The organism is Nonomuraea sp. LPB2021202275-12-8, from assembly GCF_037044575.1.
In the GTDB taxonomy this organism is placed as follows: domain Bacteria; phylum Actinomycetota; class Actinomycetes; order Streptosporangiales; family Streptosporangiaceae; genus Nonomuraea.
Map to the genome: position 1 here is coordinate 93870 of NZ_JBAHWD010000009.1, position 23485 is coordinate 117354.

Here is a 23485-nt window from a genome sequence, read left to right on the forward strand (position 1 = left end):
ATGCGGCCGGGCCCGACTCACGCCCGGCCGGAAGTCCGTACGGCGAGGTTCTACGTGACGGGACCCGCGCTCGGCCGGAGGGTGAGCTCGGTGAGGTGGGCGTCGGGGCCGGCGTTGACGGCGGCCAGCACGGCGCGGGCCACGCTGTCGGCCCGGAGGTATCTGTCCGGCTCGAACGCGCCGCCCTCCTGCTCGCGCACGCTCCTCTGCATGTCGGTGTCGATCCGGCCGGGGTAGACCGTCGTGACGCGGAGGCCGGGCTCCTCCTGCCGGAGCGCGTCGGCGAAGGCCCGCAGCGCGAACTTGCTGGCGGCGTAGGCGCCCCAGCCCGGATTGGCGCGCAGCCCCGCGCCGGAGTTGACGCAGACGACGTGGCCTTCGGCCCTCCTGAGCGCGGGCAGGACCAGCCGGGTGAGCTCGGCCGCGGCGAAGAGGTTGAGCTCCATCGTGTCGCGCCACACCGAGGCGGGCAGGTCGCCGACCTTGCCGAGCGTGGTGACGCCGGCGCTGTGCACCAGCACGTCGAGCCGCTCGACACCGGCGACGTCCGCCTCGGTCACCCCGGTCAGGTCGACCGGCCAGGCGCGCGCGTCGGGCAGCTCCGCGGCCAGAGCGGCGAGCGCCTGCTCGTCGCGTCCGCCGAGGATGACGTGGTGGGTCGGGGCGAAGGCCCGGGCGACGGCCGCGCCCACCCCGCGAGAGGCCCCCGTGACCAGGGCCGTAGGTCGTTCGTTCATGAACGGAAGCCTCTCACGCTTGACAGGTGCTCAAATTTGAACTCAAACTTGAGTGTGTCAACGACTCGCATCCTCATCCTCGGCACCCTCCTCGACGGACCGCTGAACGGCTACCAGGTCCGCCGCCTTCTGGAGACGTGGGGCGCCGACAGCTGGGCCAACGTCAAGTTCGGCTCGATCTATCACGGGCTCGGCAAGATGGCCGAGGAAGGCCTGATGGAGGTGGTCGAGACGGGCAAGGGCGGCTCGACCGTCTACGCCCTGACCGACGACGGCCGCTTCGAGTTCTACCGCCTGCTCATGTCCACCTGGCACGAGCTCAAGCCCATCGTGGATCCCTTCCAGGTGGCGGTCACCTACCTCGACCGGCTGGACCGGCACCAGCTCGTGGGCGCGCTGCAGGCCAGGATCGAGCAGCTCAGGCTGGGCGTCGCGACCTCCGAGCGGGCCCTCGGCGTCAAGCAGCGCTTCGGCGCCCCCCGGCACATCGACGAGAACCTCAGGCTCAACCTCGGCACCCTGCGCGCCCAGCTCGACTGGTGCGAGCAGGCGCTGACCAAAGTGGAGAACGACGAGCTTCCATAAAGGAGCAAAAGCGTGATCATCAATGCGCATGGCTTAAAGAAGACCTTCACCACCAGGAGCCGCAAGGGCGTCCAGACGGTCGAGGCCGTCAGGGGCGTCGACCTGGAGGTGAAGGCCGGCGAGATCTACGGCGTGCTGGGCCCCAACGGCGCCGGCAAGACGACCACGATCAGGATGCTCGCCACGCTCATCAGGCCGGACTCGGGCAGCGCCATGATCGCCGGGCACGACCTGCTGAAGCAGCCGGGCGAGATCCGGCGCCGGCTCGGCTACGTCAGCCAGGCCGGCGGGGTGGAGGAGCAGATCTCCGCACGGGCGCAGATCGTCTTCGCCGCCAAGCTGTACGGGGTGCCGGATCCGGTGAAGGCGGCGGGCGAGATGCTCGACAGGTTCGAGCTGGCCGAGATCGCCGACCGGCCGGGCCGCACCCTGTCCGGCGGCCAGAAGCGCCGGGTCGCCATCGCGCTCGGGCTGGTGCACACCCCGCCGCTGCTGTTCCTCGACGAACCCACCACCGGCCTGGATCCGCAGAACCGGGCCAACCTGTGGGACCGCATCAAGCAGCTGCGCGACCAGGGCACCAGCGTCCTGCTCAGCACGCACTATCTGGAAGAGGCGGACACGCTCTGCGACCGCCTGGCCATCGTGGACCACGGCGTGGTCGTGGCCGACGGCACCCCCTCCGCCCTCAAGCGGGAGGTGTCCGGCGACGTGGTCACCCTCAGGCTGGACGAGCCCGGCCGGGCCGCAGCCACGCTGGCGCCGATGGCCAGGGACACCCGCGTCGACGACGACGTGCTGCGCGTGTACGTGGACGACGGGGAGCACACCCTGCCCGTCCTCCTGCGCACGCTGGAGGAGCAGCGGCTCGGCATCACCTCCATCTCGCTGGACCGCGCCACGCTCGACGACGTTTTCCTCGCCAAGACCGGCAGATCGCTGCGCGACACGGGAGCCGCCGCATGATCAGGGACACCGCGCTCTTCCTCGGCCACGAGGTCCGCAACACCATGCGCAACCCGATCTGGCCGCTGTTCGGGATCATCCAGCCGGTGATGTACCTGCTGCTGTTCGCCCCGCTGTACGCCGGGATGGCCTTCCGCGGCGACCTCGGCCAGGCCCTGACCTCCTTCGCGCCCGGCATGCTCGTCATCACCGCGCTGTTCGGCTCGATGGGCGTCGCCTACGGCACCATCTACGAGATGCGCAGCGGCGTGCTGGAGCGCATCGCGGTCAGCCCGACCTGGCGGCCCGCGCTGGTGCTGGGCCGCATGTTCAGGGACGTGGCGGTGCTGATGATCCAGTCGCTGATGGTGATCCTCATCGCGCTGGTCATGGGCCTGCGGATCGGCCCGGTGGAGGCGCTGCTCATGCTGCTGCTCCTGGGCGTGACCGGGCTGTTCGCCTCCGGCGTGGCCTACGGCCTGGCGCTCAGCCTCCAGGACGAGAACGCGATGGGGCAGATCATGCAGTTCTTCGCGCTGCCCCTGATGCTGCTGTCGGGCGCGCTGCTGCCGATGGCTCTCGGCCCGGACTGGCTGGAGCGGGTCGCCTGGTTCACGCCCTTCTACCACCCCGTCGAAGCCGGCCGGGCGCTGTTCGCCGGCGACCTGACCGACCTGTCGGTGCCCGTGGCGTTCGGCATCATGCTGGGCCTCGCGGCGCTGACCGTGACCTGGTCGGTGCGCTCGCTAAGGAAGATCGCCGGTTAGGAAGGCGCCGGTCTCGTCCGTCATCCTCTCGTACTCCTCCAGCCGCGCCTGGGTGCGCAGCGGCGCGGCGTCGGCCATGGCCTCCACCAGGGCCATGGCCAGCGCCAGTGGCCCCGCGTGCGAGTCGAACACCAGCCGGTCCCCCACCGGGGCGTCCAGCACCACCTCGGCGGGGAAGTCGGGTCGGTCGCAGATCACCGCTACCCGATATCCCAGTTTTTCGGCGTACTGCAGAGCATGGAGGGCTTCGGTGGGATATCTGGGGAGCACCACGGCCACCATCCACTCGGCCCCGGCGCGGCGGGCGGCGTGCAGGCCGTCGGTGAGCTCCGAGCCGCCGTGCGTGAGGAGCCGCACGTCGGGGTGGATGCGCCGGGTGTAGTAGGCGAAGGTGGTGGCCAGCCCCGCCGACACCCTCAGCCCGAGCACGGGCAGCGGCTCGGTGGCGGCCAGCGCCTCCCCCAGTTCCTTCAGCGGCAGGCTCCCGAGCCGGTCCCGGACCACGGTCAGGTTGCGGATCTCACGGTCGACGGCCCCTCGGAGCACACTCTCCTGTGAGCCCTCCGGAGCCCCGCCGAGCACCAGCGGCCGCAGCGCCTGGCGCAGCTCCGGATAACCGGCGAAGCCGAGCCCGACCGCGAACCTGGTCACCGACGGCTGGCTCACCCCGGCCCGCTCGGCCAGCTCCACACTGGACAGAAAGATCGCCTCTTCCAGATGCTCCCCCAGATAATGGGCGATCCTGCGTTGCACCGGTGAGAGTCTCCGGCCGTCGAGCAACTCGTCGAACCCCGTCACGCCTCCTCCAACACCGGAGACCCGGCATTATCATCCCGCCACTGGAGTATCAGGACTCACGCATCGGGATCCGTACACCTCGCTCGGCCGCCACCGTGGCGGCCTCCTCGTAGCCCGCGTCGACGTGCCGCATGACGCCGGTGCCGGGGTCGTTGGTGAGCACCCGGGAGATCTTCTCCCTGGCCAGCGCGGTGCCGTCGGCGACGGTGACCTGCCCGGCGTGGATGGAGCGGCCGATGCCGACGCCGCCGCCGTGGTGGATGGAGACCCAGGAGGCGCCGGACGCCGTGTTGAGCATGGCGTTGAGCAGGGGCCAGTCGGCGATGGCGTCGGAACCGTCGGCCATGGCCTCCGTCTCGCGGTAGGGGGAGGCCACCGAGCCGCTGTCGAGGTGGTCGCGCCCGATCACCACCGGGGCCTGGAGCTCGCCCGAGGCCACCATGTCGTTGAAGCGCTCGCCCGCCAGGTCGCGCTCGCCGTAGCCGAGCCAGCAGATGCGCGCGGGCAGCCCCTGGAAGTGGACCTTCTCCTCCGCCTTCCTGATCCAGCGGGCCAGCGGCTCGTTGTCGGGGAACAGCTCGAGGATCGCCCGGTCGGTGGCGGCGATGTCGGCCGGGTCGCCGCTGAGCGCCGCCCACCTGAACGGGCCCCTGCCCTCACAGAACAATGGCCTGATGTACGCGGGCACGAAGCCGGGGAAGTCGAAGGCCCGCGCGTAGCCGGCGAGCCTGGCCTCGCCCCGGATCGAGTTGCCGTAGTCGAAGACCTCCGCCCCGGCGTCCTTGAAGCCGACCATGGCCTCCACGTGCCGGGCCATCGACTGGCGGGCACGGTCGGTGAAGCCCGCCGGGTCCTTGTCCCGCTCGGTGGCCATGTCCTCGAACGCCACGCCGGCCGGCAGGTACATCAGCGGGTCGTGGGCCGAGGTCTGGTCGGTGACGATGTCGATCTCGGCGCCACGGGTGAGCAGGTCGGGCAGCGCCTCGGCGGCGTTGGCCACCACGCCGATGGACAGGGGGCGGCGGGCGTCGCGCGCCTCGTAGGCCAGGCGCAGCGCCTCCTCCAGAGAGTCGGCCTGGACGTCCAGATAGCGGTGCTCGATGCGCCGGGTTACGGAGCGCGGGTCGCAGTCGACGCAGATGGCGACGCCGCCGTTCATGGTCACGGCCAGCGGCTGGGCGCCGCCCATCCCGCCGAGCCCGGCCGTGAGCGTGATCGTGCCGGCGAGCGAGCCGCCGAACCGCTTGGCCGCCACCGCGGCGAACGTCTCGTAGGTGCCCTGCAGGATGCCCTGCGTGCCGATGTAGATCCAGGAGCCCGCGGTCATCTGCCCGTACATGGTGAGCCCCGCCGCCTCCAGCCGCCTGAACTCCTCCCAGTTGGCCCAGTCGGGCACCAGGTTGGAGTTGGCGATGAGCACCCTGGGCGCCCACTCGTGGGTGCGGAAGACGCCCACGGGCCGGCCCGACTGGACCAGGAGCGTCTCGTCGCCCTCCAGCGTCGTGAGCGTCCTGACCAGCGCGTCGAACGACGGCCAGTCGCGCGCGGCCTTGCCCGAGCCGCCGTAGACGACGAGCTCCTGCGGATGCTCGGCGACCTCCGGGTCCAGGTTGTTCTGGAGCATGCGGAGCGCGGCCTCCTGCGGCCAGCCCTTGGCGGTGAGGGTGGTGCCTCGCTGCGCGCGCACGGTGCGGCTCATGCGACCTCCTGAATGAACATATTCACCTATGTCACCCGAAGACTACAACGGTTAGCTCACGAGGAACTGGGTGGCCGCCAGCTCCCGGTAGAGCTCGTCCGCGCCGACCAGCTCGGCGTGGGTGCCGACCGCGCGCACGCCGCCCGCCTCCATCACCACGATGCGGTCGGCGTTGGTGACGGTGGACAGCCGGTGCGCGATGACGAGCACGGTCGTCTCCGCCGCCACCTCGGCGATGACCTCGCGCAACCGCAGCTCGTTGACCGCGTCGAGCTGCGAGGTGGCCTCGTCGAGCAGAAGCAGCCTGGGCCTGCGCAGCAGCGCTCTGGCGATCGCCACCCGCTGCCGCTCGCCGCCCGACAGCAGCACGCCCCGGTGCCCGACCGCCGTCTCCAGCCCTTCCGGCAGCCTGGACACGAGGTCGTCGAGGCGGGTGCGGGCGACGGCGCGCAGCACCTCCTCCTCGGTGGCGTCCTGGGCGGCGAAGACCAGGTTCTCCCGCAGGGTGCCGGCCAGCACGGGAGCGTCCTGCTCCACGTAGCCGAGCGAGGCCCGCAGCTCGCCGAGCGGCCAGTCCTCGATCCGCCTGCCGCCCAGCGTGATCGTCCCGCCCTGATGCTCGTAGAAGCGTTCGAGCAGGGCGAACACAGTGGACTTGCCCGCACCCGACGGCCCGACGAGCGCGGTGAGCCCACCCGGCGGCACGTCGAAGGTCACTCCGTCGTGCACGATCGGCCGGTCGTCGCCGTACCTGAAGACCACGTCCTCGAACGTGACGCCCAGCGGCGTGAAGTCCTCCGCCGGCAGCAGTCCGGCGACCGGCTCGCCGGGCAGCTCCTCGATCTCCCTGATCCGCCTCATCGCGGCCAGGCCCTGCTGGAGCTGCACCGCGCCCTGGACGAGCTGGCCGATCGGCGACACCAGGTAGAACAGGTAGAGCAGGAACGCGATCAGCGACGACACCTCGAGGGCGCCGGAGGCGACCCGGGAGCCGCCGACCGCGAGCACGCACAGGAACGCGACCTGCACGGTCATCCACGTCGCCACCCCGGCCAGCGAGGTCCACCCGGCGACCTGCAGCCCCCGGTCGCGAGCCCGCCCCGCCGCCTCGGCGACGACCTCGATCTCGCGCTCCTCGGCGCCGCTGGCCTTGACCGTGCGGTAAGCCTGCAGCGCCCGGTCGAGCACCGCGCCCATGTCGCCCACGGCCTCCTGCGCATGTGTCTGCGCGCGCTGGATCTTCGGCATGACCAGTCCGGTCAGCCCGCCGATCACCACGATCACCAGCAGCGTGACCAGGAGCAGCACGCCGTCGATGGTGATCATCAGGACGATCGCGCCGACCAGCATGAACAGCGAGGTGACCGAGTCGACGACCCCGTTGGTCAGCACCGCGCGCAGCAACGTCGTGTCACCGGTCACCCGCGACAACAGGTCGCCGGGCTTGAGCCGGTCCACGTCCGCCACCCGGAGCCGCAGGATCCGGTCCACCAGCCCGCGCCGGGCGCCGAGCACGATGCCCTCGCCGGTGCGCTCCATCAGATAGCTGCCGGCTGCGGACACCACGGCCCCGATCACGACCGCGACGGCCAGCCCGGTCAGCGGCCCGGCCATCGACTGGTCGGCGCCGAACGCGTCCACCACGTACTTGGCCAGCAGCGGCATCGCCAGCCCCGCCGCCGAACCGACTAAGCCCAGCACTCCGCCCACGACCAGGACCCACCTGTGCGGGCGCAGGTAGACGAACAACTCCTTGATCACCAGATCTCCTCTCGCGATATATCCCGACAACACCCAACGAACGGCAACACCAGATCCGCACCGGTCAACTTAAATTGACGACCTAAGTATGTCAACTTATATTGACGCTCCTCCTTCAGGAGGACGCGGCGCATCCACCGGTCGCGCTGGGACGAATAGGGGCTCGAGGGACCCGGCCGGCACCTCTCAGACGATCAGCACTTTCGAAAGGACCGAACATGGAGCTCCGGATCAACCGGCGCGCCCTCATCGGACTCGGCGTCGCGGCGGCACTGACCGCCTCCTCGTTCGCCATGCTCCGTACGGACTCCGGCAATGCCTCCTCGCACCGCGAGGCCCCGGCGATCGCGGGCGACCCGCGTAACGACAACACCGACGTGTACGCGTTCGTCAGCCCCGACAAGGCCGACACCGTGACCCTCCTGTCCAACTGGATCCCGTTCCAGGAGCCGCAGGGAGGGCCGAACTTCTACACCTTCGACACCAAGTCGCGCTACAACATCAAGATCGACAACGATGGCGACGCCAAGCCCGACATCACCTACCAGTGGACGTTCCGCGACGAGGACCGGCGCGGCAACGACACCTTCCTCTACAACAACGGCCCGGTGACCTCGCTCGACGACCAGAACCTGCTCTACCGGCAGCGCTACACGCTCAAGCGGATCACCCCGGGCGGCAGCAAGACGCTGGTCTCCAACGGCATCGTGGCGCCGAGCAACGTCGGGCCGGCCTCCATGCCCGACTACGGCACGCTGCGCGCCCAGTCCATCACCGGCCTGCCGGGCGGCGGCAAGACCTTCGCCGGCCAGTCGGACGAGGCGTTCTTCCTCGACCTGCACGTGTTCGACCTGCTCTACGGCGGCGACCTGTCGGAAGTCGGCGAGGAAACCACCAAGGGCTACAACGTCAACACGCTGGGCCTCCAGGTGCCGATCAAGGATCTGGCGCTCAAGGGCGACGCCAAGCGCAACCCGGTGATCGGCATCTGGTCGACCACCGACAAGTTCAGCCCCAACGGCCACGTCCAGGTCTCCCGCCTGGGCAACCCGCTGGTCAACGAGCTGGTCGCGCCCGCAGGGCTGAAGGACGCCTTCAACGCGCTGCCGCCGGCCAAGGACGCCGACGTGCCGGCCCTGGTCAAGCGGGTCACCGACCCCGAGGTGGCCAGGCTGCTCCAGTCCATCTACGGCATCAAGGCTCCCGCCACCCCGCGCAACGACCTGGTCCAGATCTTCCTGACCGGCATCGCCAAGGGCAACGGGCCGATCGCGGCCGACCTCAACTCGCAGTCGCTCAACAAGGACGCGGGCAAGGTGCGACCGGCCGAGATGCTGCGGCTGAACACCTCCATCCCGCCCACCAAGGACCCGAACAGGCTCGGCGTGCTCGCCGGTGACCTGCAGGGCTTCCCGAACGGCCGCCGGCTCGTCGACGACGTCGTGGACATCGAACTGCAGGCCGTGGCAGGCGCCGCGCAGTCCGGCAAGCTCGTCCCCGGCCTGACGGACAAGGTGGACAAGAACGACAAGCCCTTCGGCCAGGTGTTCCCGTACATCCCGCTCCCCAGCAATGTCTCGGTGAACCAGCGCTGACCCCCTGACCGGCCGGCCCCTCTCCAGGCCGGTCGGTCACTCCCCCGCGGCGGGCCGCCTTCTCCCTACGCCCGCCGCCCCCACGGCCGGCCGGCCGCTCTCCCCGTCGCGGCCGGCCGGCCACCTTCCACAGCACCGGAGCCCTCGATGCGCCCACTCCTCCTGGCCGCCGGCCTGATCCTGGCCGGCGCGCTGCTGTTCACCGCCTTCGCCGTCTCCGCACCCGTCGCCATCCAGCAGACCGCCGCCGGACGTCCCGCGGAGACCCTGCAGGAACGCCTGAAGCGGCTGCCCGCCGACCACCGCGGCTGGGCCGAGCTCGGCGCCCAGTACGTGGACCAGGCCCGGGTCACCGGCGACCCGTCCTACTACGTGAAGGCCGAGGGCGCGCTCGCCACGGCCGCCCGGCTCGACCCGCGCGACGACACTGTCCTGACCGGCAGGGCCGCGCTGGCCGCCGGCCGCCACGAGTTCGCCGCCGCGGTGGAGCTGGCCGAGCGGGCCGTCGCCGTCAATCCCTACAGCGCCGGCGCCCACGGCGTCCTCGCCGACGCCCACACGCAACTCGGCGACCTGCGCGCCGCCCAGCGGGCCGTCGACAGGATGATGAGCCTGCGGCCGGGCGTGGCCGCCTTCGCCCGCGCGTCGTACGCGGCCGAGCTGCGCGGCGACCAGGAGGCGGCGCGCAGCTTCCTGGAGTACGCCCACGACGACGCGCACACCCCCGCCGACCTGGCCTACACCCGCTACTACCTGGGCGAGCTGGCCCTGCACGGAGGCGACCCGGCGACGGCCGACCGGTGGTACGCCCAGGCACTGGAGGTCCAGCCCGCCCACACCCCGGCCCTCGCCGGGCGGGCCAGGGTCGCCGCCCTCGATGGCCGTCTGACCGAGGCGCTCGGCCTCTACGAGAGTGTGGTCCAGCGGCTCCCGCTGGCCCAGTACCTCATCGAGCAGGGCGAGACCCGGCTCAAGGCGGGCCTGCCCGCGGACTGGACCGTGCTGCGCGCCCAGCGGACCCTGCTGGAGCAGTCCGGCGTGCGTGACGACCTCACCTGGGCCGAGTTCGAGGCCGACCACGGCGATCCCGCACGGGCCGTCCGGCACGCCCGAGCCGAGTACGGCCGCAACCCCAATCTGGTCGCCGCCGACGCGCTGGCCTGGGCCCTGCACCGGGCGGGAGATTCCGAGGAGGCGCTCCGCTACGCCAGGCAGGCCACCTCGACCGGCTGGCGCAACCCGCTGTTGCGCCATCACCGCGCGGAGATCGAGCGCGCGCTCGGCCGGTCCGCCCGCGGCGCCACGAGCACGCCGCCCCCCGGCTTCGATCCCGAACTGCCCGCCCTTGCGAGGTTCTCATGAGGATGCTCCGGCTCGGCCTGCTCTCCATCGCCGCCGGCCTGGTGCTGTCGATGTGCGCGAGCGTGCTGTTCGTCGCCATGGCGCGAGCGGACTCGGCGACGGCCCACCCGCTCGGCAACTTCACCGTCAACCACTACGACGGGCTGCGCGTGGCCGCGGACCGCGTGCGCAACCGCGCCGTGGTCGACCTCGCCGAGCTGCCGGCCCTGCAGGCCGAACCCGACGTGGACGCCACGTACGCGGACCGCAGATGCGCCGCGCTGGCCGGTGCGCAGCGGCTCACGGTCGACGGCAGGGCGGTGCCGTGGCGGGTGGCCGGCTCGGCCCACGCCTACGCGCCGGGCCAGGGCGGCCTCCGGACCAGCCGGCTGACGTGCGAGCTGGTCGCCGTCACCCGCGTGACGGGGACCGTGGTCTTCACCGACGGCTTCGAGCAGGACCGGATCGGCTGGCGCGAGATCACCGCGGTCGGCGACGGCGTCCGGCTCTCGGGCTCGTCGGTGCCGGTCGCGAGCGTGAGCGACGAGCTGCGCCGCTATCCGAATGACCTGCTGTCCGACCCGCTCGACCAGCGTACGGCCACGTTCGTCGTGGCCGGCTCCCCCGGCGGCCTCTCCGCTGCGACCGGGCCGGACCCGGCTGGGTCCGGGGCGGCTCCCGGCGTCTCCGTCGGCATCCCGATCGGCGGCCCGATCGGCGACGCCCTGGCCGCGCTGGAGCGCGTGTTCACCGGGCTGGTCGGCGCCGACGCCCTCACCGTGCCGCTGGGGCTGCTGGCGCTCGGCCTGGCGGTGGTGCTGGGTGCCGGGCACGCGCTCATCCCCGGGCACGGCAAGACCATCATGGCCGCCTACCTGGCCGGCCGGCGTGGCCGCCCGCGTGACGCGTTCGTCGTCGGCGCGACGGTGACCGCCACGCACACGGCCGCGGTCCTGGTGGTGGGCCTGGTGCTGAGCGCGTTCTCGGCACTGGCCGGGGAGTCGGTGCTGTCCTGGCTGGGGGTGGCCAGCGGCCTGCTGATCGCCGTCATCGGCCTGCGCCTCTTCCTGAACGCCCGCCGGGGCCGTGCCCAAGAACACGGTCATGGTCATGGACACGGCCACGGGCACGGGCACGGGCACGGGCACGGTCATGGCCACGGCCACGGTCATGGCCACGGGCAGGGGTCGAAGCGGTCCGGGCTGGTGGGGCTGGGGGTCGCGGGCGGGCTGGTGCCGAGCCCGTCGGCGCTGATCGTGCTGCTGGGCGCGATCGCACTGGGCCGCACCTGGTTCGGGGTGGCGCTGGTCACGGCCTACGGCCTCGGCATGGCCGCCACGCTCAACGTGACCGGCCTGCTGCTCGTCAAGCTCGTCGACCGCCTCGAACAGCGCGCCTCGGCCGGGCGCCGCCTGGCGACCCGGCTCTCCACCCTCGCCCCGCTGGGCACGGCGATGATGGTGGTGCTGCTCGGCGCCGGCCTGGCGGTGCGATCAGCCGTCGCGCTCTGACGGGGCCTCCGCCAGGAGGATGTCGCGCACGAGGGTCTGGACCCAGGACCGGCGCCCGGCTTCCCGGCGGACGGCTCGTGGACGGTCCGCCACGAGGGGCTGCTGCCGATGCCCTAGACGGCGCCCCAGGTGGAGCGACCTAGATATGCCGGCGCGCGCGCCTGCTGGACGGCAGGTCGTGGCGGCCGGAGAGGAACTCCTGAAAAGCGATCTTGGCCCTGATGACCGGTCGCCGCCATCGCTCCTCGCGGTGGATGGCCCTGGCCATCCTGCGCCGTGAGCGCCCGGCGAAGAACCAGTGCGCCCACGGCGAGCCCGGCCTGGCCAGCCGCACCGCGCCCACGACCAGCAGCACCGGCAGGAACAGCCCCGCCATCCCGGTCCAGATCTTGCCCTTGAGCAGCGTGACGACGGCCAGCACGAGGTTGGCCACGATCAGCACGGCCGGGCTCACGAGGATGCCGTAGTCCTCGGTGAGCGGGCGCAGCCCGATGAGCAGCAGCCCGGTCACGGCGACGGCGATGAAGACGGCGTCGACGGAGGTGCGCCCCTCTTCCTCCCAGTAGACGTCGTGCAGGTGCAGGATCAGCGCGAACTCGTCCAGCACCAGGGCGGACCCGACCCCGAAGATCGACGCGGCGACCGCGTAGCCCTCCTGCGAGGCCCCGGAGACGACGAGCCCGGCGACGCCGCCGACCAGCATGAGCACGACGCCGAACACCACGTGGTGGATGTGCATCTCGCCCACGTTGAGGTTGCGGAACCAGCCGACCTTCGCCCTGATCAGCCGCACGTGGATGCGGGTGGCGATGAAGGCCACGATGAGCGCGACGAAGAAACAGAACAGCGGCAGCCGTCCTGTGGCGATGATGCTCTGCTGGAACCAGTTCCCCATGACCTTGAGAACGACTCTACGAGGCTCCTCGTACTCCTTGAGGAAAAGAGAGCTGCTTTGTCCGTCAGGACAGGAAGGCGCGCAGGAGGGCCGCCGTGCCCTCCAGGTGCTCGGCGACCGCGCACCGGGCCGCCTCCGGGTCACCGGAGACGATGGCCGTCACCATGGCCCGGTGCTGGGCGGCGGCGTGGTCGAGGTTGGCCTGGAGCATGGGGATCGCGTCGAGCAGGTCGCTGACCCGCAGGCGCGCGTCGGCGCAGGCCGCCGCCAGCAGGGAGGAGCCGGTGAGCTCGGCGATGGACAGATGGAAGGCGGTGTCGAGGCGGCGGTAGTCCGCGAGGGACGCCTCGTCCAGGTCCGACAGTCTCCGCTCCAGGGTGGCGCGCTGGAGCGGCGTGAGGCCGGAGGCGGCGAGCACCTGGGCGGCACCGCACTCCACCGCCATCCGGAAGGTGAGCGCGTCGGCCAGGTCCGCCGCGCCCATGTCGGCCACGACCTTGCGCAGGTCGGCCGCGCCGGGGGTGGGCGGCACGTAGATGACGAACGCGCCGCCGTAGCGGCCGCGCCGTACGTCGAGATAGCCCGCTTCCTGCAGGGCTCGGATCGCATCGCGCAGGGTCACCCGGCTGATGCCGAGCTGGACGGCGAGCTCGCGCTCCGGGGGGAGTTTCTCGCCCGGCGCGACCACGCCGAGCTTGATCGCCTGGAGCAGCCGCTCCACGGTCTCCTCGAAGGCGTTTCCGGCCCGTACCGGCCGCAACACCGTCATCAAACGCGCCGACTCGTCCAACGTGTCCTCAGGTCTTGACAAGCGATCCCGGCATGCACATCAATGGTCTGAGACTAGCCCAATCAACTGGTAAGCGCGTCCAGCAAGATGGGAGCGACCTACGTGAGCGATCGATCCGGCGCCGGCTTCCTCACCGTCGAGGAGCTGCGGGACGAGGTGTCGCACGGACGGATCGACACGGTGCTGCTGGCGCTCGCGGACATGCAGGGCAGGCTCCAGGGCAAGCGGCTGTCGGCACGTTACTTCCTGGACGAGGTGCTGCACCACGGGTCCGAGGGGTGCAACTACCTGCTCGCGGTCGACGTGGACATGAACACGGTCGGCGGCTACGCGATGTCGTCCTGGGATCGGGGGTACGGGGACTTCGTGATGAAGCCGGACCTGCCGACGCTGCGCCGGGTGCCCTGGCAGGAGGGCACCGCCATGCTGATGGCCGACCTGGCGTGGGAGGGCGGCGCGGAGGTGGCCGCCTCGCCCCGGCAGATCCTGCGCCGCCAGCTCGCCCGGCTGGAGGAGCGCGGGCTGCGCGCGTACGTGGGCACCGAGCTGGAGTTCATCGTCTACGAGGACAGCTACGAGGAGGCGTGGAAACGCGCCTATCGCGACATGTCGCCCGCCAACCTCTACAACGTCGACTACTCACTCCTCGGCACGGCGCGCATCGAGCCGCTGCTGCGCCGGATCAGGCGCGAGATGGAAGGCGCCGGGCTCTACGTCGAGTCCGCCAAGGGCGAGTGCAACCTGGGGCAGCACGAGATCGCCTTCCGCTTCGACGAGGCGCTGAGGACCTGCGACAACCACTCCGTCTACAAGAACGGCGCCAAGGAGATCGCCGCCCAGGAGGGCAGGTCGATCACCTTCATGGCCAAGCCCAACCACCGCGAGGGCAACTCCTGCCACATCCACATCTCGCTGCGCGGCACGGGCGGCGACCTGGTCATGGCGGGCGACGGCCCGCACGGCATGTCCGAGCTCGGCAGCAGGTTCGTGGCCGGTCAGCTCGCCGCCATGCGCGAGTTCACCCTCATGTACGCGCCCAACATCAACTCCTACAAGCGCTTCGTGCCCGGCAGCTTCGCGCCCACGGCCGTCAAGTGGGGCGTGGACAACCGCACCTGCTCGCTGCGCCTGGTCGGCCACGGCCCCTCGCTGCGAGTCGAGAACCGGGTGCCGGGCGGCGACGTGAACCCCTACCTCGCGGTGGCGGCGCTGATCGCGGCCGGACTGCACGGCATCGACGGCGAGCTGGAGCTGGAGGAGGCGTTCGAGGGCAACGCCTACGCCTCGGGCGCCGAGACCGTGCCGCACACGCTGCGGGACGCGCTCGCGCTGTTCGAGGGGTCGAAGCTGGCCCGCGAGACGTTCGGCGACGAGGTGGTGGCGCACTACGCCAACAACGCCCGGGTCGAGCTGGAGGCCTTCGACGCGGCGGTGACGGACTGGGAGCTGTTCCGCGGCTTCGAGCGGATGTGAACGGACAGGCAATGAAGATCATCAATCCGGCCACGGAAGAGGTCGTCGCCGACGTCGAGTTCGCCGGCGTCGGCGAGGTGGACCGGGCCGTGGAGCGTGCCAGGAAGGCACAGGCGGCCTGGCGCGAGGTGGCTCCGGGAGACCGGGCGCGCCTGCTGCGCCGCTTCGCCGACCTGGTGGACGGCCACGGCGAGGAGCTGGCCCTGCTGGAGGTCGCCAACGCCGGTCACCCGATCGGCAACGCCCGCTGGGAGGCGGGCGCCGTCCGCGACGTCCTGCACTTCTACGCCGGAGCCCCGGAACGCAACCACGGCAAGCAGATCCCGGTGCCCGGCGGCGTGGACGTGACCTTCCAGGAGCCGCTGGGCGTCGTCGGCGTCATCGTGCCGTGGAACTTCCCGATGCTGATCATGTCGTGGGGCGTCGCACCGGCGCTCGCGGCGGGCAACACGGTGATCGTCAAGCCCGCCGAATGGACCCCGCTGACCGCGCTGAGGCTGGCCGAGCTGGCCCTGGCGGCGGGCCTCCCCGAGGGGGTGTTCCAGGTGCTGCCTGGAGCAGGGGAGGTCGCGGGAGCCCGCCTGGTCGAGCATCCGGACGTGGCGAAGATCGTGTTCACCGGCTCGACCGAGGTGGGCAAGGAGATCGCGGCCAAGGCCGCCGCCCAGGTCAAGCGGGTCACCCTCGAACTAGGCGGCAAGTCCGCAAATATCATCTTTGCGGACTCAGACCTGGAAAAGGCGGCGAAAGCCGCCCCCTATGCCGTCTTCGACAACTCCGGCCAGGACTGCTGCGCCCGATCCCGCATCCTCGTGCAGGCCGGCGCCTACGACGAGTTCCTCCAGCGGCTGTCGGAGGCGGTGCGCGGCATCCGCGTCGGAGACCCCCTCGACCCCGGCACCGAGATGGGCCCGCTGATCAGCGCCGAGCACCTGGACCGGGTCCGCGGCTTCGTCGACGAAGCCCCCTACCTCCAGGGCGCCTGCCCGCAGGGCAAGGGGTACTGGTTCCCGCCGACGGTGCTGACCTCGTCGGTCACGGACCGGGCGTTCACCGAGGAGATCTTCGGCCCGGTCGTGTCGGTGGTGCCGTTCGCCGACGAGGCGGAGGCGGTGCGCATCGCCAACGACACCCGCTACGGCCTGAGCGGCTCCATCTGGACCCGCGACATCGGCCGGGCGCTGCGCGTGGCCAGAGCCGTCGAAGCGGGCGCGCTCTCGGTGAACTCCAACTCGTCCGTCCGCTACTGGACCCCGTTCGGCGGCTTCAAGCAGTCGGGGCTCGGCCGCGAGCTCGGGCCCGACGCCCTGTCGGCGTTCACCGAGACCAAGAACGTCTTCATCTCATCGGAGTGAAACATATGCAGCGTTTGCAGGACCGCGTCGCCGTCATCACCGGCGCGGGCAGCGGCATCGGCCTGGCCACCGCGCACCGGTTCGCCCAGGAGGGCGCGAAGGTCGTCTGCGTGGACATCGACGAGGAATCGGGCACCAAGGCCGCGGCCGAGGTCGGCGGCCTGTTCGTCAGGGCGGACGTGACCAGCGAGGACGACGTCGAGCGGATGTACGCCACGGCGCTCGACAGCTACGGCAGCGTGGACATCGCCTTCAACAACGCGGGCATCTCCCCGCCGGACGACGACTCGATCCTGGAGACCGGCATCGACGCCTGGCGGCGCGTCCAGGAGGTGAACCTCACCAGCGTCTACCTCTGCTGCAAGCACGCCATCGGCCACATGCGCCGCCAGGGCAAGGGCTCCATCATCAACACCGCCTCCTTCGTGGCGGTCATGGGATCGGCGACCTCGCAGATCTCCTACACCGCCTCCAAGGGCGGGGTGCTGGCGATGTCGCGGGAGCTGGGCGTCCAGTTCGCCCGCGAGGGCATCCGGGTCAACGCCCTGTGCCCCGGGCCGGTCAACACGCCGCTGCTGCGGGAGCTGTTCGCCAAGGACCCCGAACGCGCCCAGCGCCGGCTGGTGCACGTGCCGGTCGGCCGCTTCGCCGAGGCGTCGGAGATCGCGGCCGCCGTCGCCTTCCTGGCCAGCGACGACGCGTCGTTCATCACCGCGTCGCAGTTCCTGGTGGACGGCGGGATCTCCGGCGCCTACGTGACACCGCTATGAGGAGACGACGATGAGGCGGCCGGTGATCGGCATCACGTCCTACGTCGAGCCGGCGCGGTTCACGGTCTGGGACATGACCGTCGCGCTGCTTCCGTACACCTACGTGGAGCAGGTGGTGCGGGCGGGCGGCCAGCCCGTGCTGCTGCCGCCGGCCGGCGAGCCGGCCGCGCTGACGGGACGGCTGGACGGGCTGATCCTGGCGGGCGGGGGCGACATCGATCCCGGCAGGTACGGCGAGCAGCCGCACGAGCGGACCGGCTACATCCGGAAATTTCGCGATGAGGCGGAGTTCGCGGTCCTTGAGGCGGCCCTCACGGCCGGGCTCCCCTACCTGGGCGTCTGCCGGGGCCTGCAGGTGCTGAACGTCGCCCTCGGCGGCAGCCTGCACCAGCACCTGCCGGACGTGGTCGGGCACGCCGGCCACTCCCCCGCACCCGGCGAGTTCGGCCACCTCCCGGTCCACCCCGTCCCCGGCAGCCGGGTCGCCAAGGCCCTCGGCGAGGATCCGGTGGAGGTGCCCCACTACCACCACCAGGCCGTCGACCGCCTGGCCCCGGGCCTGCGGGTGGCCGCCACGGCCGGCGACGGCACGATCGAGGCGTTGGAGCTGGACTCCCACCCCTTCACGATGGCCGTCCAATGGCATCCGGAGGCGGCCACCGACTGCGCCCTCTTCGAGGCCCTCGTGGCGGCCTGCTGACCCGGCCCCTCGGGACCGTACGCCCGCGGCATGGGGACGGACGCCGCGCTCGGCGTACCGGGGCGCGACAACACCCCCATGACGCCACTAGGCTTGCGGACATCACCGTCGAAACCGTGCGGGAGAGCGCCCTGACAGCCGGTCGGGGTCCCTGAAGGAGCAAGCCCTCCCCGCGAACCTCTCAAGGCAAAGGACCGCACGGACGAGGTGTCCTCTGGAAAGCAGGCCCGATGGGCCTCGCCGAAGGTGAAAGTCCGGTAAATCCCCGGGCGAAGCTCTCAGGCACCGACGACAGAGGGGGAGGATCCCGGCATCCGATCCTGTCCTGAGGTGCGACACATGTCCCGACCGACACCGTTGAAAGACGTACACGAGGCGCTGGGCGCCACGCTGACCGACTTCGCCGGCTGGCTCATGCCGCTGCGCTACGGCAGCGAATCCGCCGAGCACAACGCGGTCCGCCACGCGGCCGGGCTGTTCGACCTCTCGCACATGGGCGAGATCTTCCTGACCGGGCCGCAGGCTGCCGAGGCGCTGGACCACGCGCTGGTGGGCCACCTGTCGGCGCTGGCGGTCGGCCGGGCCCGCTACACCATGATCGTCAACGAGCGCGGCGGGGTGCTGGACGACCTCATCGTCTACCGGCTCGGGGACGAGGAGTTCATGGTGGTGGCCAACGCCTCAAACTACGAAATCGTCGGCACTGAGCTGAAAACTCGGGCTAAGTCGTACGACGTGGTGGTCGAGGATCGCTCGGACCAGTACTCGCTGATCGCCGTGCAGGGCCCGCGCGCGCAGGAGATCCTCGCCACGCTCACCGACGCGGACCTGGCCGGGCTCAAGTACTACGCCGGGCTGCCCGCCCAGGTCGACGGGCGGCAGGCGCTCATCGCCCGCACCGGTTACACCGGCGAGGACGGCTTCGAGCTCTTCGTGGCCAACCAGGACGCCGTGCCGCTCTGGGACGCGCTGATGGCGGCGGGCGAGCCGTACGAGCTCAAGCCCGCCGGGCTGTCGAGCCGCGACACGCTCAGGCTGGAGGCCGGCATGCCGTTGTACGGCAACGAGCTCGGCGTCGAGCTGACCCCGTTCGACGCGGGCCTGGGCAGAGTGGTGAAATTCGACAAGCCGGGCGACTTCGTCGGCAGGTCGGCGCTCGAGGCGGTAAAGGACACCCCGCCGCCGCGCCGGCTCGTCGGCCTGGTCGCACGCGGCCGCCGGGTGCCGCGCCACGGTTACCCGGTCACCAAGGACGGTGCCGTCGTCGGCGAGGTCACCAGTGGTGCGCCTTCCCAGACTCTGGGGAAGCCCATCGCGATGGCCTACGTGGACACCGGGGTCAATGAAGGTCTGGCCGTGGACATTCGGGGCAGCCATGAACCCATGGACCTGGTTGAGCTGCCCTTCTACAGGAGGAACAAGTGAGCAACATCCCTGAGGACCTGAGCTACACCAAGGAGCACGAGTGGGTGGCCGGTCTCGAGGACGGCCTCATCGCCACCGTCGGGATCACGGCCTTCGCCGCCGAGGCCCTGGGTGACGTCGTCTACGTGCAGCTTCCCGAGGTCGGCTCGACCGTTGAGTCAGGGGACTCCATCGGCGAGGTCGAGTCGACCAAGTCGGTGAGCGAGATCTACACCCCTGTCGGCGGCGAGGTGGTGGAGGTCAACCAGACCGTGGTGGACGACCCGTCGCTGGCCAACAGCGACCCTTACGGCGAGGGCTGGATGTTCCGGGTTCGCGTGGAAGGCGACGCGGAGGACCTGCTTTCGGCCGAGGAGTATTCGGCGCTCACCTCAGGCGAGTCCTGATCCGACCGTCGGGGCCCGGCAACGGGCCCCGGCCCTGCTGAAAGGCGCATCAATGGCGATCAGCGTCTTCGACCTGTTCAAGATCGGCATCGGCCCGTCCAGCTCCCACACAGGCGGTCCGATGGCCGCCGCGCACAAGTTCGCGCGCAGCCTGCACGACGACGGCCTGCTCGACCGTACGGCGCGCGTCGAGGTGATCCTGTACGGCTCGCTCGGCCTGACCGGCAAGGGCCACGGCAGCGACAAGGCCGTGCTGCTCGGCCTGTCGGGCGAGAAGCCCGAGCTGGTGGACGTCGACAGCATCGACGAGCGGCTGGCCGCCATGCGCGAGTCCGGCACGGTCAAGCTGTACGGCACCCGTGAGATCCCCTTCGTCGTCGGCCAGGACCTGGTCTTCGAACGGAAGATCTCGCTGCCCGAGCACCCGAACGGCATGCGCTTCACCGCTTCCTCCGACGACGGCGAGCCGCTGCGCGAGAAGGTCTACTTCTCGGTCGGCGGGGGCTTCGTCGTCGACGAGACGGCTACCGGCGCCGACCGCATCAAGCCGGACGACACGGTCCTGCCCTACCCCTTCACCTCCGCGGAAGAGCTGCTCAAGCACTGCTCGAACACCGGTCTGTCGATCTCCGCCCTGATGCTGGAGAACGAGAAGGCGTTCGGCCGCACCGAGGACGAGATCCGCGCCGCCATCCTCAACCTGTGGCAGGTCATGTCGGAGTGCGTCCGGCGGGGCATCGCCAAGGAGGGCGTCCTGCCCGGCGGCCTCAAGGTCAAGCGTCGCGCCAATCCCCTGCACCGCCGCCTCCAGACGGAGTCCGCCGAGAAGGACCCGCTGCAGGCGATGGACTGGGTCTCGCTGTTCGCCCTGGCGGTCAACGAGGAGAACGCCGCGGGCGGGCGCATCGTCACCGCTCCCACCAACGGCGCCGCCGGGATCATCCCCGCCGTCCTGACCTACTACTCCCGCTTCACCCCCAACGCCGACGACGACGGCGTGGTGCGCTTCTTCCTCACGGCGGCCGCCATCGGCGTGCTGTTCAAGGAGAACGCCTCCATCTCCGGCGCCGAGGTCGGCTGTCAGGGCGAGGTCGGCTCGGCCTGCTCGATGGCCTCCGCCGGTCTCACCGAGGTCCTCGGCGGCACGCCGGAGCAGGTGGAGAACGCCGCCGAGATCGGCATCGAGCACAACCTGGGCCTGACCTGCGACCCGATCGGCGGCCTGGTCCAGATTCCGTGCATCGAGCGCAACGCGGTCGCCTCCATCAAGGCCATCACCGCCGCCCGCATCGCCCTGCGCGGCGACGGCCGCCACCACGTCTCGCTGGACAAGGCCATCAAGACGATGCGCGACACCGGCCGCGACATGCTCGACAAGTACAAGGAGACCTCACGCGGCGGGCTGGCCGTCAACGTGATCGAGTGCTGATCAGCGGCGGACGTGGATGCGGACGACGGCGCCCAGGTCGTCGTCGCGGACCTCGCGCCGGATGCGGCTGACGATCTCACGGTCCAGCTTGGCCGCCACCGCCCCCACGTCCACCGTGGACGGGCAGGTCAGGCTGATGCGCAGGCATGCGGCCTCGCCGACGACCCGCACCGTCGCCCTGGCCAGCCCCTCGACGTCCTTCAGCCCGACGCAGAGCATGGCCGTGCCGGTGCCCGAGCGGGCGCCGAACCGGCCCCAGCCGAGGCTGAGCAGCAGCCACCGGAGCGTGACCAGGGCGAGCACCAGCATGGCCAGCGCCACCAGCCACAGCGCCCAGGGCTGCTCGGCGACGGCGATGGCGGCGCGCTCCGGCAGGACCTTGGCCCGTGGCGGCAGCCCATCCAGCTTGTCCTTGCCGCGTAGCCAGGCGTAACCGCCGGCGCCCAGCAGCACCGTGCCGACCACGGCCAGGCCGACGCGGTTGCCCGCATACTGCCTCATCACGCCCCTTTCCTGCGCAGCCGCACGACCACCTCGCCGGTCGCGAGCGTCCCCACCCCGGCCAGCCGATCGCCCACCGCGGTGCCGACCTGCCTGAGCATCGCGCCCGAGCTCTCCGGCCCGGTCACCACGGTGACCTCGATCCTTCGCCTGCGCAGCCGTACCTTCGCCTTCTCCACCCCGTCCACCTGCTGAGCGACGGCCCGCAGCGTACGGCGGAGCCCGGCGCGGGTGATCCCGACGACGATCAGCGGGTCGCTCGTCTCCACCGGCACCAGCCGGGAACGGCCCGGCACCAGGGCGAGCAGCAGCAGGGCGGCGCCCGCCCCCGCGACGGCCAGCGCGACAGGCGCCAGCTCGCTCCAGGAGGACTTCGACGCGAACGCGAGAGCCTGGTCGACCGGCACCCAGCCGAGCGGGCTGCCCAGCAGCGCCGACACGACCTCCGCGGTGGTCAGCCCGAGCGCGGCGGTCAGCACCGACGCGACGAACACCCCCGCCGGAGTGCGTGCCGGCCTGAGGGCCCGCTTGGATCTGCGGAGCGGGGAGTCCTGTGCGGCGACGGCCGCACCGGGCAGTATCTGCTGGAGCGTGGTCATCACAACGACCACAGGTACACGGGTCCGGCGGCCGCTCGACCGCACCCTCGCCGCCCGTTTGCTCGATCATTACGGGCCATCCGATCAATGTGAATCCGCCTCATATTCATTTGCCCGATATGCGGTTACGCTGCCGGTATGGACGACCGCCAGCGTTACGACAGGGCGACCGCCGCGCTCGAGCCCCCATTCGCGATCCTCGACCTGGAGGCTTTCCACGCCAACGCCGCCGCCCTGGTACGGCGCGCCGGCGGCAAGCCGATCCGGGTGGCGACCAAGTCGATCCGGTCACGCCCGCTGCTGGAACGCGTGCTGGCCATGGACGGGTTCGCGGGCCTGATGGCCTTCACCCTGCCGGAGGCGCTCTGGCTGGTGGAGCAGGGGTTCGGCGACATCCTGGTGGCCTATCCGACCGCCGACCGCCACGCCCTGGCCGAGCTCGCGGGCAGCGCGGAGGCCGCCGGGCGCATCACGCTGTCGGTGGACTCCGCCGATCAGCTGGCGTTCATGGACCACGCCCTGGCCGGAGTTCACCCCCGCCACGAGATCCGGATATCTATCGACATCGACGCCGGATTTGTAGCCTTCAACGGGAAATTCCGGGCGGGAGCACTCCGCTCCCCCATCCGCGACGCCGAACAGGCCGCCGACCTGGCCGCCGACATCGCCAAGCGCCCCGGCTACCGCGTCACCGGCCTGATGGCCTACGAAGCGCAGATCGCCGGAGTCGGCGACGCCCCCCAGACAGGCGCCGCCTACGCCCGCCTGATCAGGTTCATGCAGAACCTGTCGGCCAGAGAGCTCATCCTCCGACGCGGCCGCATCGTCAACGCCGTCCGCCAGTTCGCCGACCTGGAATTCGTCAACGGCGGCGGCACCGGCTCCATCGAACGCACCGTGCGCGAGAAGGCCATCACCGAGGTCGCCGCCGGATCAGGACTCTTCCACCCGCGCCTGTTCGACTTCTACAGCCGCTTCACCGGCCGGCCCGCCGCCCTGTTCGCCCTCCCGGTGGTCCGCCGCCCCTCCCCCACCACGGTCACCGTCCTCGGCGGCGGCTACCTCGCCTCCGGCGCCCCCGGCCCCAGCCGGCTCCCGCAGCCCTACCTGCCCGCCGGCCTGCGCTACACCCCCGACGAGGGCGCGGGCGAAGTGCAGACCCCCCTGCTCGGCCAGCCCGCCGAGGATCTCCGCGTGGGAGACCGGGTCTGGTTCAGGCACGCCAAAGCGGGCGAGATGTGCGAGCGCTTCGACACCCTCCACCTCGTCGAGGGCGACACCCTCACCGAATCCGTCCCCACCTACAGAGGCGAAGGCAAGACGTTCCTCTAGCGGGCCTCGCACCACGAACGCGTGACGACGTGCCTCCAACGGCGGCGTCGCACCACGAGCGAGGGACGTACCACAACGAACGCGGGACGTG

Annotated in this window: 22 protein-coding genes and 2 riboswitches; of the genes, 14 read left to right on the plus strand and 8 right to left on the minus strand. The window is 71.0% G+C overall.

All coding sequences use genetic code 11. The features are described from left to right. Positions 1–50: 50 nt before the first annotated feature. Positions 51–737, minus strand: a complete 687-nt coding sequence (locus tag V5E28_RS19110) for an SDR family oxidoreductase (RefSeq protein ID WP_336208290.1) — start codon at positions 735–737, stop codon at positions 51–53. Between the two features lie 54 nt (positions 738–791). Here V5E28_RS19110 and V5E28_RS19115 point away from each other — a divergent pair, with 54 nt between their 5' ends. From V5E28_RS19115 to V5E28_RS19125, 3 genes are read left to right on the plus strand one after another with little or no spacing between them, the layout of a single operon-like run. Beyond that, a complete protein-coding gene (locus V5E28_RS19115; RefSeq protein WP_336208291.1) occupies positions 792–1322 on the plus strand; it encodes a PadR family transcriptional regulator in 531 nt (176 codons plus the stop codon). 12 nt (positions 1323–1334) lie between these two features. After that, positions 1335–2288 carry an ATP-binding cassette domain-containing protein gene (locus tag V5E28_RS19120; protein WP_336208292.1) on the plus strand — a complete coding sequence of 318 codons (954 nt, stop codon included), beginning with the start codon at positions 1335–1337 and terminating at the stop codon, positions 2286–2288. Then, complete coding sequence (locus tag V5E28_RS19125; protein ID WP_336208293.1) at positions 2285–3034, plus strand: ABC transporter permease; 750 nt, start codon at positions 2285–2287, stop codon at positions 3032–3034. Before V5E28_RS19120 ends, V5E28_RS19125 begins: the two co-directional genes overlap by 4 nt. On the opposite strand, the gene V5E28_RS19130 is transcribed toward V5E28_RS19125, so the two are convergent. From V5E28_RS19130 to V5E28_RS19140, 3 genes are read right to left on the minus strand one after another with little or no spacing between them, the layout of a single operon-like run. After that, positions 3014–3832, minus strand: a complete 819-nt coding sequence (locus V5E28_RS19130; RefSeq protein WP_336208294.1) for a MurR/RpiR family transcriptional regulator — start codon at positions 3830–3832, stop codon at positions 3014–3016. The genes V5E28_RS19125 and V5E28_RS19130 overlap by 21 nt on opposite strands. 49 nt (positions 3833–3881) lie before the next feature. Continuing rightward, positions 3882–5531 carry a urocanate hydratase gene (gene hutU / locus V5E28_RS19135; protein ID WP_336208295.1) on the minus strand — a complete coding sequence of 550 codons (1650 nt, stop codon included), beginning with the start codon at positions 5529–5531 and terminating at the stop codon, positions 3882–3884. A 51-nt stretch (positions 5532–5582) separates the two neighbouring features. Further along, positions 5583–7292 carry an ABC transporter ATP-binding protein gene (locus V5E28_RS19140; RefSeq protein ID WP_336208296.1) on the minus strand — a complete coding sequence of 570 codons (1710 nt, stop codon included), beginning with the start codon at positions 7290–7292 and terminating at the stop codon, positions 5583–5585. 218 nt (positions 7293–7510) lie between these two features. Here V5E28_RS19140 and V5E28_RS19145 point away from each other — a divergent pair, with 218 nt between their 5' ends. The 3 genes from V5E28_RS19145 to V5E28_RS19155 all read left to right on the plus strand — a co-directional run bounded on the left by V5E28_RS19145 (position 7511) and on the right by V5E28_RS19155 (position 11739). Then, positions 7511–8887: a DUF4331 domain-containing protein gene (locus tag V5E28_RS19145; RefSeq protein WP_336208297.1), complete on the plus strand. Its 1377-nt coding sequence runs from the start codon at positions 7511–7513 to the stop codon at positions 8885–8887. A gap of 147 nt (positions 8888–9034) precedes the next feature. Further along, positions 9035–10249 (plus strand): tetratricopeptide repeat protein, encoded by a 1215-nt coding sequence (locus V5E28_RS19150; RefSeq protein WP_336208298.1) that lies wholly within the window; start codon positions 9035–9037, stop codon positions 10247–10249. Continuing rightward, complete coding sequence (locus V5E28_RS19155; RefSeq protein ID WP_336208299.1) at positions 10246–11739, plus strand: nickel/cobalt transporter; 1494 nt, start codon at positions 10246–10248, stop codon at positions 11737–11739. The genes V5E28_RS19150 and V5E28_RS19155 overlap by 4 nt, the downstream gene beginning before the upstream one ends. A 139-nt stretch (positions 11740–11878) precedes the next feature. Here V5E28_RS19155 and V5E28_RS19160 read toward each other — a convergent pair whose 3' ends face one another. Further along, a complete protein-coding gene (locus tag V5E28_RS19160; RefSeq protein WP_336208300.1) occupies positions 11879–12634 on the minus strand; it encodes a hypothetical protein in 756 nt (251 codons plus the stop codon). A gap of 64 nt (positions 12635–12698) precedes the next feature. Then, a complete protein-coding gene (locus V5E28_RS19165; protein WP_336208301.1) occupies positions 12699–13403 on the minus strand; it encodes a FadR/GntR family transcriptional regulator in 705 nt (234 codons plus the stop codon). 123 nt (positions 13404–13526) lie between these two features. Here V5E28_RS19165 and V5E28_RS19170 point away from each other — a divergent pair, with 123 nt between their 5' ends. The 7 genes from V5E28_RS19170 to V5E28_RS19200 all read left to right on the plus strand — a co-directional run bounded on the left by V5E28_RS19170 (position 13527) and on the right by V5E28_RS19200 (position 20962). Then, the gene (locus V5E28_RS19170; protein WP_336208302.1) at positions 13527–14897 is read left to right on the plus strand and encodes a glutamine synthetase family protein; all 1371 of its coding nucleotides are present in this window, start codon (positions 13527–13529) and stop codon (positions 14895–14897) included. Between the two features lie 11 nt (positions 14898–14908). Next, positions 14909–16252 (plus strand): aldehyde dehydrogenase family protein, encoded by a 1344-nt coding sequence (locus V5E28_RS19175; RefSeq protein ID WP_336208303.1) that lies wholly within the window; start codon positions 14909–14911, stop codon positions 16250–16252. A gap of 5 nt (positions 16253–16257) precedes the next feature. Continuing rightward, positions 16258–17022 carry a 3-oxoacyl-ACP reductase gene (locus tag V5E28_RS19180; RefSeq protein ID WP_336208304.1) on the plus strand — a complete coding sequence of 255 codons (765 nt, stop codon included), beginning with the start codon at positions 16258–16260 and terminating at the stop codon, positions 17020–17022. A gap of 10 nt (positions 17023–17032) precedes the next feature. Further along, on the plus strand, positions 17033–17722 hold the full coding sequence (locus V5E28_RS19185) for a gamma-glutamyl-gamma-aminobutyrate hydrolase family protein (protein WP_336208305.1): 690 nt from the start codon (positions 17033–17035) through the stop codon (positions 17720–17722). A 109-nt stretch (positions 17723–17831) separates the two neighbouring features. Further along, a riboswitch (glycine riboswitch) is annotated at positions 17832–17929 on the plus strand. Next, a riboswitch (glycine riboswitch) is annotated at positions 17930–18027 on the plus strand. A gap of 34 nt (positions 18028–18061) precedes the next feature. Then, on the plus strand, positions 18062–19147 hold the full coding sequence (gcvT, locus tag V5E28_RS19190; RefSeq protein WP_336208306.1) for a glycine cleavage system aminomethyltransferase GcvT: 1086 nt from the start codon (positions 18062–18064) through the stop codon (positions 19145–19147). After that, entirely contained in the window at positions 19144–19533 is a 390-nt protein-coding gene (gcvH, locus tag V5E28_RS19195; RefSeq protein ID WP_336208307.1) for a glycine cleavage system protein GcvH, read from the plus strand. Before gcvT ends, gcvH begins: the two co-directional genes overlap by 4 nt. A gap of 52 nt (positions 19534–19585) precedes the next feature. Further along, positions 19586–20962: an L-serine ammonia-lyase gene (locus V5E28_RS19200; RefSeq protein ID WP_336208308.1), complete on the plus strand. Its 1377-nt coding sequence runs from the start codon at positions 19586–19588 to the stop codon at positions 20960–20962. Here V5E28_RS19200 and V5E28_RS19205 read toward each other — a convergent pair whose 3' ends face one another. Next, positions 20963–21466 carry a hypothetical protein gene (locus V5E28_RS19205; protein WP_336208309.1) on the minus strand — a complete coding sequence of 168 codons (504 nt, stop codon included), beginning with the start codon at positions 21464–21466 and terminating at the stop codon, positions 20963–20965. Beyond that, entirely contained in the window at positions 21463–22062 is a 600-nt protein-coding gene (locus tag V5E28_RS19210) for a DUF6286 domain-containing protein (protein WP_336208310.1), read from the minus strand. Before V5E28_RS19210 ends, V5E28_RS19205 begins: the two co-directional genes overlap by 4 nt. 138 nt (positions 22063–22200) lie before the next feature. Between V5E28_RS19210 and V5E28_RS19215 the strand changes: the two genes are divergently transcribed. Further along, a complete protein-coding gene (locus V5E28_RS19215) occupies positions 22201–23394 on the plus strand; it encodes an amino acid deaminase/aldolase (protein ID WP_336208311.1) in 1194 nt (397 codons plus the stop codon). Positions 23395–23485 lie beyond the last annotated feature (91 nt).

What these genes read in the sequence shown, in the direction of transcription:
- V5E28_RS19175 (WP_336208303.1), top strand. Translation starts at nt 14,909, where the DNA reads ATGAAGATCATCAATCCGGCCACGGAAGAGGTCGTCGCCGACGTCGAG.
- V5E28_RS19165 (WP_336208301.1), bottom strand. Translation starts at nt 13,403, where the DNA reads ATGACGGTGTTGCGGCCGGTACGGGCCGGAAACGCCTTCGAGGAGACC.
- gcvT (WP_336208306.1), top strand. Translation starts at nt 18,062, where the DNA reads ATGTCCCGACCGACACCGTTGAAAGACGTACACGAGGCGCTGGGCGCC.
- V5E28_RS19155 (WP_336208299.1), top strand. Translation starts at nt 10,246, where the DNA reads ATGAGGATGCTCCGGCTCGGCCTGCTCTCCATCGCCGCCGGCCTGGTG.
- V5E28_RS19210 (WP_336208310.1), bottom strand. Translation starts at nt 22,062, where the DNA reads ATGACCACGCTCCAGCAGATACTGCCCGGTGCGGCCGTCGCCGCACAG.
- V5E28_RS19185 (WP_336208305.1), top strand. Translation starts at nt 17,033, where the DNA reads ATGAGGCGGCCGGTGATCGGCATCACGTCCTACGTCGAGCCGGCGCGG.
- hutU (WP_336208295.1), bottom strand. Translation starts at nt 5,531, where the DNA reads ATGAGCCGCACCGTGCGCGCGCAGCGAGGCACCACCCTCACCGCCAAG.
- V5E28_RS19180 (WP_336208304.1), top strand. Translation starts at nt 16,258, where the DNA reads ATGCAGCGTTTGCAGGACCGCGTCGCCGTCATCACCGGCGCGGGCAGC.
- V5E28_RS19215 (WP_336208311.1), top strand. Translation starts at nt 22,201, where the DNA reads ATGGACGACCGCCAGCGTTACGACAGGGCGACCGCCGCGCTCGAGCCC.
- V5E28_RS19110 (WP_336208290.1), bottom strand. Translation starts at nt 737, where the DNA reads ATGAACGAACGACCTACGGCCCTGGTCACGGGGGCCTCTCGCGGGGTG.
- V5E28_RS19200 (WP_336208308.1), top strand. Translation starts at nt 19,586, where the DNA reads ATGGCGATCAGCGTCTTCGACCTGTTCAAGATCGGCATCGGCCCGTCC.
- V5E28_RS19125 (WP_336208293.1), top strand. Translation starts at nt 2,285, where the DNA reads ATGATCAGGGACACCGCGCTCTTCCTCGGCCACGAGGTCCGCAACACC.
- V5E28_RS19160 (WP_336208300.1), bottom strand. Translation starts at nt 12,634, where the DNA reads ATGGGGAACTGGTTCCAGCAGAGCATCATCGCCACAGGACGGCTGCCG.
- V5E28_RS19150 (WP_336208298.1), top strand. Translation starts at nt 9,035, where the DNA reads ATGCGCCCACTCCTCCTGGCCGCCGGCCTGATCCTGGCCGGCGCGCTG.
- V5E28_RS19145 (WP_336208297.1), top strand. Translation starts at nt 7,511, where the DNA reads ATGGAGCTCCGGATCAACCGGCGCGCCCTCATCGGACTCGGCGTCGCG.